The 7,105-nt window shown below is 41.5% G+C and carries 7 protein-coding genes; 4 read left to right on the forward strand and 3 right to left on the reverse strand.

Translation table 11 applies throughout. The annotated features are described in order from the left end of the window. Nucleotides 1-125 precede the first annotated feature (125 nt). The 3 genes from AB4653_RS08520 to AB4653_RS08530 all read right to left on the reverse strand — a co-directional run bounded on the left by AB4653_RS08520 (nt 126) and on the right by AB4653_RS08530 (nt 2,207). On the reverse strand, nt 126-836 hold the full coding sequence (locus AB4653_RS08520; RefSeq protein WP_102248804.1) for a ChrR family anti-sigma-E factor: 711 nt from the start codon (nt 834-836) through the stop codon (nt 126-128). After that, complete coding sequence (locus AB4653_RS08525) at nt 829-1,476, reverse strand: sigma-70 family RNA polymerase sigma factor (RefSeq protein ID WP_009846090.1); 648 nt, start codon at nt 1,474-1,476, stop codon at nt 829-831. Before AB4653_RS08525 ends, AB4653_RS08520 begins: the two co-directional genes overlap by 8 nt. 110 nt (nt 1,477-1,586) lie before the next feature. After that, a complete protein-coding gene (locus AB4653_RS08530) occupies nt 1,587-2,207 on the reverse strand; it encodes an LON peptidase substrate-binding domain-containing protein (protein ID WP_102248805.1) in 621 nt (206 codons plus the stop codon). 310 nt (nt 2,208-2,517) lie between these two features. Between AB4653_RS08530 and AB4653_RS08535 the strand changes: the two genes are divergently transcribed. The 4 genes from AB4653_RS08535 to AB4653_RS08550 all read left to right on the forward strand — a co-directional run bounded on the left by AB4653_RS08535 (nt 2,518) and on the right by AB4653_RS08550 (nt 6,936). Further along, nucleotides 2,518-2,904, forward strand: a complete 387-nt coding sequence (locus AB4653_RS08535; protein ID WP_017070218.1) for a tautomerase family protein — start codon at nt 2,518-2,520, stop codon at nt 2,902-2,904. A 266-nt stretch (nt 2,905-3,170) separates the two neighbouring features. Next, a complete protein-coding gene (locus AB4653_RS08540) occupies nt 3,171-4,349 on the forward strand; it encodes an O-antigen ligase (protein ID WP_102257683.1) in 1,179 nt (392 codons plus the stop codon). Nucleotides 4,350-4,427: 78 nt separating this feature from the next. Continuing rightward, the gene (locus AB4653_RS08545) at nt 4,428-6,392 is read left to right on the forward strand and encodes an acyltransferase family protein (RefSeq protein WP_372103841.1); all 1,965 of its coding nucleotides are present in this window, start codon (nt 4,428-4,430) and stop codon (nt 6,390-6,392) included. Nucleotides 6,393-6,579: 187 nt separating this feature from the next. Next, nucleotides 6,580-6,936, forward strand: coding sequence for a YibL family ribosome-associated protein (locus tag AB4653_RS08550; RefSeq protein ID WP_010432454.1), 357 nt, complete (start codon nt 6,580-6,582; stop codon nt 6,934-6,936). Nucleotides 6,937-7,105: the final 169 nt, after the last annotated feature.

The following is a 7,105-nucleotide window of genomic DNA, read 5'->3' on the forward strand; positions in this document are numbered from 1 at the left end:
CTAATCGTACTTACAGAGCCGGGTGTGTTTTAAGTCTCAACAGCGTTGATGTTTTAAGCCAGATGTATTTGACGATATACAGGATAACTTCATGCCATCCTGTATATTTATAGCGTGCAACAGGGTTAATAGATATATTTACCGAGTGGATTGAATAACTGGCTCACACCTTTTGTGAAGTAAAGCGCATCACTTGAAACAGTTAAACACACACAGCCTTCTTTAGTCGCAGGTTGGTGGGTGTGTTCTCCATCTAACCAGATGAAATCGCCTTTGTTGTAGACGCCCATTTCGTCTTCGAAACTGCCTTCTAAAAGAAGCGTGATCTCGAAGCCTTTGTGGGTGTGGCAAGGAACTTGTCCATCTTTGTCGATGTGCAGCAAGCTGGTGTGGTGTGCTTCGTCGTCAAAATCGAGTCGCGCTCGCGAAATTTTGCCTAAGTTCATCCAGTCTTTTCTCGCCACTGAGTTCAACGCGCGAGGAATAGTGAACGTGGTGTCTGCAACCGTAACTTGCTGAACTTCGGGTGTCACTTCGATAGCTTGAGATGAATCAGCAGTGATTTGAGCAATCGTATCAAAATCAAACTCTCCATCATCGGATAGGAACGCGTCCATTTCGCTGTCAGAAAGTTGAAGCCCTGAGGTATCGCTTTCAAAGGCAGATGTATCGCTTTCAAAGACAGTGTCAGCAGCTTGCGCCGTCAGCATGCTCACTTGTTTTTGGCAGTGTGCACAAAGCTCTACATGGCTAGAAACAATCAGAGAAACCGAATCCGCTAGATTGCCATCGACAAAATCTTTCAAGATTGCCGCATTTGGGTGATGTTTAATCATGGTCTTGTTCCCCCATGTGAACTTTTAGTTTGGCGAGTGCGAGTCTTAGACGTGATTTAACAGTTCCAAGCGGGACATCGAGTTGTTGGGCGAGCTGCTCTTGCGATAACTCTTGGAAGTAGACACCTTTCACAATGGTTTTTTGAGCGAGAGGCAACTTTTCGATTTGAGTCATTACATGACGGCTCATTAGATGATCGCCAAACTGAAGCTGATCACTTTGTGATTCGGCTACCATGGCGTCAATTGGCCAAATGTCGTCAGCGATGGTTTGCTCTGCTTTCGCTTTTACCTTTCTTAACATATCAAAGGCGGCGTTCCGCATAACGGTATAAACCCAAGTGGTTGCTGCGCCTTTCTCTTCGTTGTAGAGATGCGCTTTCTTCCAAACGTTGGTCATCGTGTCTTGGACTAGCTCGTTGGCAGCGGCTTCACCGCCCAACTTACTGATGCCAAAACGCTTGATTTTGGGAGCAAAGAATTTAAACAAGCAAGTAAATGCCTGCTTATCTCTGTCTGAACCAACCAAAATCAGCCAGCTTGAGAGCTCTGTAGGTACCTTACTTTCGGTAGGTAGTTTGTTGTCGGGGATAATGACATGCTCCTTGCCGTTCCCTGTTCTTCTGCTTTCCACTTGCATAGTAATCAACCATCATGCGAATTTGATAGACACTACGTGGAGAGTGAGAGTAGGGATCACTTTATTTTAAATTAATTTCTACTATACAAAATTATAGTGAATAAAAGTGCTTATTGCCCTGTAATGATTTGATTCAAAAAGGGAACTAAAGACGGAAAACTAGCGGGTTCTGTGAATTTGGTTTTCTTTTCCAATGGGATAGGCATCATTTCGAGGAGTCGAGCACAGATCCATTGAGGACTTTCAAAGTCAGGAGTGGGGTAAAGTGCTCTGATTGAATCGTGTTCTCGAAACAACTCGACAAGAAACGCAGTCACCACGTTCGGCACCTTATAGCTGTGTTGTGGCCAATGAGGCAAAGGGCGGAAATCACTTTTGATTAGGTCATCAGTGTCGCGGAAGGAGGAGTGAAGCTGCACCAACTGTTCGCCTTCAACATCGATTTCCAAGATTTGATCATCGGACATATTGAAATCGACAATAGACACTTTTGTCCCCCAAGAACTCAGACGTTCGGAGTTGGTGTCGTCCTGAGTCGCAATGATGAAGCCGTCTCCTTGCGCAGCATGAGCGACCATTTTCAAATACTTGGGTTCGAAAATACGCAGTCTTTGTCTGCCCCTTGGCAAAATGAATAACGGGAGAGGAAACACCGCAAGCTCTTGAGAAGTCTCTACGGGTGTTTCTGATTCGGTTTCTATCCGTGTGATCTTCTCAGCTGAATTCGGCACATAGCACTCCTTAGTTCATACATGATTGAGTCTGTACGGATTTGATTCGTACGTAATTCAGAGATGTATACGCGTGCTCGTTGAAGTTCGATCAATGTGGGGTGATGTATTGAACAGGAAGTTAGAGAGAGGGAGACATGGTTTTTTGTCGCGTTTATTCGCAATTCAATCGGTTTAACCTTTTTTAACTTACGGCATTAGGTAATATGGGTTAAGAATTAGTCAATGGGTAGATAACAAGTGACACGCTTATCTTACGTTGTTTATTTCTTAGTTCTTCTTTACCTGACATCACATCAAAGGAATGGTCATGATCGTTATTTATGGTATCAAAGAGTGCTTAAATCCGATTAAGTTACAGCTTTCTAATGTCTTACAACAATGTTTGAACAGTGAGATGGGGTTACCTGATGACAAACGAGCGCATCGGTTTGTACCATTAGAAAGAGATGATTTCTTTTATCCCGAAGGGCGAACAGAAGCTTATACCGTCATAGAAATTAATATGATGGAAGGGCGAGCGGTGAACACCAAAAAGCGCCTGATTAAGAAGATATTTTCTGAAATAGAAAAGCAGCTGGCCATCTCTCCCATTGATATCGAGATTACCATTAAGGAACAGCCATCGCATTGCTGGGGCTTTCGAGGCATGACTGGCGATGAAGCCCAAGATCTTAAATATAAAGTAAAGGTCTAGGGTTTAAGCTCCTAACTCCTAACTCCTAACTCCTAATACGTAAGACAGAAGGCTTAAGCTAACCTATCTAGTCGTGGTTTTGGAGTTTGATGCCAAAGCCGTTAGATGGGCTGAGTTTGGACATATGAATTTTAGGTAAATGATTCATAGACAATGCCCTAAAGCGACTAGTTTCTTTGTTTTCCGCTGTATGTCACTACAGTTCGTTTGCGACAGTGGCAAGTTTGTTTTAGAGTGCAACTCTTCTCAGCATTTTTAGATTAGTTATGGTTAGAATCAACACGAATTTAATTCAAAAGATACTCATTACACTGCCTTTGTTTTGGATTGTTACCGTTCAGGTGTGGTTAGGTCAGGGGAGTAAGCCTCTTGCGGGTATCACTTTATTGATTGCGGCCTGTTGTGCTCTTTTGTACCGAAAAAACAAGGAGAAGCATGACTGGTTTGAAGATGGCTGGGTGTGGATACTGCTCTTGCTCTCTATTTTTTCCACTATATCTTACGAGTTGCATGGTTTCAGTAGTCAAGAATTGAGGGCAACGTTGATTGCTCTGGTATTTTTCCTTTTTTATCGAAATGGCTTTGTTAAGTTATCAGGTATACAGAACTTATGTTTCACTTCTGTTGTCAGTACAACCGTCCTTGTTGCTTACTATATCTTTTTTCTCTCTGGGGATCGGGGGAGCTTGCCGTCTAATGCTCTTGTTATAGCTTCAATTCAAGGCTTCTCTGTCATTTTATTGCTCGCACTTGGGTGTGTTTCGTATGAAGGGAAAAGGCTCAAGACAATGGCTATCTTGGCATTTATAGGTTTTCTATCCATGTTTTTGGTGGGGTCAAGAGGGCCTCTATTAGCCGTAATTAGTATTGCTTTAGTTGTTCTATTCAAAATGATGATACAACATCGTCAGCACAAGACGCTGTTTGCTGTTAGTGTCATTGTCATTTTCTCTGTGTTTTTGATGTCGAAATATGAAGTGGTAAGTAAACGTATTGACTATAGCTTGCATGAGTACCATGAGATATCGCAAGGCAACATGGATACTTCCATAGGCTTAAGATTACAAATGTATCAAGCAGGGTTCGATTTCTTTGTGGATAGCCCCTTGCTAGGCATTGGAGGTGATAAAGAAGCGCAATTAGATAAACTCTCATTCACGCCAACAAATTCGGGTAAGAGATTTATCGTTAATGCGCATCTTCATAACAACTATATTGATAAAGCGGCTTCATCCGGTTTGGTAGGCATTGCCCTTCTTATGCTTAGCTTGATGTACCCTTTGTTTAATTCAAGCTACAAGCTATCGCCCATTGTATTGTTACCGGTCGTTTATTTTTCTTTGATGTGTCTATTCGATTCACCTTTCAGGAATGGTGATTTAGCTGTCATGTACTTTGTGTTTATTGGAGTACTACTAAAACTGCAAGTGAGAAAAGAAGCGTAATGAAACTAGCGTATTACGCTAATTTCATTGTGGGTAGTTTTAGTGCGTTTATTGATTTAAGGTTATAACGAACAAATAATGAATAAAAATTTCAGGTATGACATCAATGCATTACGTGCATTAGCTGTCTCAATCGTCGTCATTTTCCATTTTTTTCCGGGTTTTATCACTGGCGGCTTTTTAGGTGTGGATGTGTTTTTTGTCATTTCAGGTTTCCTGATGACAAAAATTATCATGTCGAGTTTGGAAACTAATACCTTCTCATTAAAGGACTTTTATTTAGCGAGAGCAAAACGCATTATTCCTGCCTTAGCGGTTATGTGCCTTGTTGTGTTACTCGTTGGCATTATTTACCTAGACCCTTGGGCGTTAAGAAAATTAGGTAAGCATATTCTCACCAGTGTCGGGTTTGTTTCTAACCATACCTATTTAAAAGAGTCGGGATACTTTGATGTGGCCGCGCAAAGCAAGTGGTTACTTCACACTTGGTCTTTATCCGTAGAATGGCAATTCTATGTATTATATCCTCTTGTTTTAATGGCGACCTACAAGTTATTCGGAGCTAAAGGTGCAGCCGTTGCTATTGGAACGACTCTAATCGGAAGTCTAGCTTATAACTATGCGTATTTAGGGAGCTCGGCTTCTTATTACACATTACCGTCCCGCGCATGGGAACTGCTCGCAGGTTCGGTGGTTGCTTTGAAAAGAGCGCCCATTGAATTAAAAAAGTCCAATGTTCAGTTATTGCTGTTAGTTGCTATTGCCTCACTGTTTATTTCACCTGTCTTGATAGACAGCAGCACACTGTGGCCGAGTCATGTGACGCTTATTCCGGTCATTGCTACCGCGATAATTCTGCTTTTGAATTTGGACCTCAATTTTACCTTTCATAAATCACGACTGATACAATGGGTTGGGTTGTGTTCCTACTCAATTTATCTCTGGCATTGGCCTATTAATGTTTTCATTAAGAACCTTACGAGCAACACTATTACTCACAATATAGTTGGAGTAAGGATATCGGTATTGATGGGGATCCTTTCTTTTAAGTTCATTGAAAGTTACCGACCTAAAAAAGCACGTAAAGGCGCTAGTTTTTTTGTGGCTTATTATCCCGTAGTTTTTGCTATCCCTGTTGCCCTGATCGGACAGGTTGTTTATGAAAGTGAAGGGTTACTTTGGCGCCTGGATAAAACACAGCTAGTCATTGCACAAAGTGTCTATGAACGGAATCCACGAAGCGGAGAGTGCCACGTCGAATTTGGACCATCTCCTGAATGTCACTATGGCTCAGGACCCGTATCCGCTATTGTTTTAGGCGATAGTCATGGCGCATCGATAGTGAGAAGTGTTGAAGCGTCAGCACCTAACGATACATCGGTCATCGACTGGACGAGAAGCGCATGTCCGACGATTTCAGGTATCAAAAGAGTGCTTTCAAGTGGTGAGTTATCAGAAGAGTGTGGGGATTTTGTCTCAGCATCGCTAATAAAAGCGAAAACCAACTACCCTAATGTTCCTGTTGTTGTCATTAACAGAATGGGTGGCTATCTTTATGGTTCGAATGAAGATGGGTGGCAAAGTGAGAACGAAAAGATCAGTTTAATCGCAGGAGATAAAAGGTTTCAGACCAGATCGGAAGAGTACCTGAACTCAATCTTATCCAGTTTTGAAAAGACCATGTGCGAGCTTAGTCAATCTAACCCTGTTTATTTGGTCAAGCCAATCCCTGAGCTTAAGAAAGATGTACCTAAAACTATGTATAAGTATTCGATTTTAAATCAATCTGATATTTCGGTTTCTATTCCTCTTGAAGAGTACCGACAAAGAACCGCATTGATTACGAAATCTTATGAAAAAATCAGCCAAAACTGTCGAGTTACTCTTATAGACCCTGAACCGATATTTTGTGATGATCAGCAGTGCCTAGGGGATATCAACAATCACCCAACATACGTTGATGACGATCACCTGAATGAATTTGGTGCTGGCCAACTTATTCCTCAATTTCGCGAAAAAATATGGGGTCAATCAGCTCCGTAGGAAATGCTCATTCGCCCTTATTGTTTACACGAAAGAATAAGGGCGTTTCTGTGTTTGGAGCTATTGTGTTGGTCTTAAATGATTCGTTTAGGTAGCGATGTTTAAGATAAATTTCGGTTCAAGTGAACCCTTGTGCTATACTCCGCGCCCCAATCCGAATTGGCTTGTTAAATCTTAGGAAATTATTATGAGTGTTAAAAACGAACTTCAACAAATTAACAACCGTCTAGACAAGTGTCGCAACAAGTTAGCGGCTGCTAAAACTCGTAATGATCGTCCTGTTGTTCGTCAATTTGAAGATGAGATTAAGAAGCTAACTAAGAAAATTGCACAGCTTAAACACAAAGAAAGCTTTGATGTGAATCAAGAGCGTAAGTCTCTGATTGATATGCCATTTAGCCGTGAAATCACAAAAGCTGAGCAAGCGGATATGGGTAAACTTAAGAAGTCTGTTAAAGGATTAGTAATTGTTCACCCAATGACCAAGATCGGTAAAGAGCTTCGCATTGAGGTTATGACTGGTTACGCACCGAAAAAATTCTAATTGCCAGTGATGGTGATGAAAAAGGAGCTAGCAATAGCTCCTTTTTGCTTTTTTAGGTATTAAAAAAGCAGAGTCAGCGGTAATAATACTCACGCCGTTTTCAACTTTTTAGAGGTGATTGTTGTCACAAATCCTTTTATCTCCTATAAAAGTTAACGTGCTACTAACA

The sequence above is a fragment of the Vibrio sp. 10N.222.48.A3 genome (genome assembly GCF_041475345.1).
Lineage (GTDB): Bacteria > Pseudomonadota > Gammaproteobacteria > Enterobacterales > Vibrionaceae > Vibrio > Vibrio tasmaniensis_A.

What these genes read in the sequence shown, in the direction of transcription:
- AB4653_RS08550 (WP_010432454.1), top strand. Translation starts at nt 6,580, where the DNA reads ATGAGTGTTAAAAACGAACTTCAACAAATTAACAACCGTCTAGACAAG.
- AB4653_RS08520 (WP_102248804.1), bottom strand. Translation starts at nt 836, where the DNA reads ATGATTAAACATCACCCAAATGCGGCAATCTTGAAAGATTTTGTCGAT.
- AB4653_RS08525 (WP_009846090.1), bottom strand. Translation starts at nt 1,476, where the DNA reads ATGCAAGTGGAAAGCAGAAGAACAGGGAACGGCAAGGAGCATGTCATT.
- AB4653_RS08545 (WP_372103841.1), top strand. Translation starts at nt 4,428, where the DNA reads ATGAATAAAAATTTCAGGTATGACATCAATGCATTACGTGCATTAGCT.
- AB4653_RS08540 (WP_102257683.1), top strand. Translation starts at nt 3,171, where the DNA reads ATGGTTAGAATCAACACGAATTTAATTCAAAAGATACTCATTACACTG.
- AB4653_RS08535 (WP_017070218.1), top strand. Translation starts at nt 2,518, where the DNA reads ATGATCGTTATTTATGGTATCAAAGAGTGCTTAAATCCGATTAAGTTA.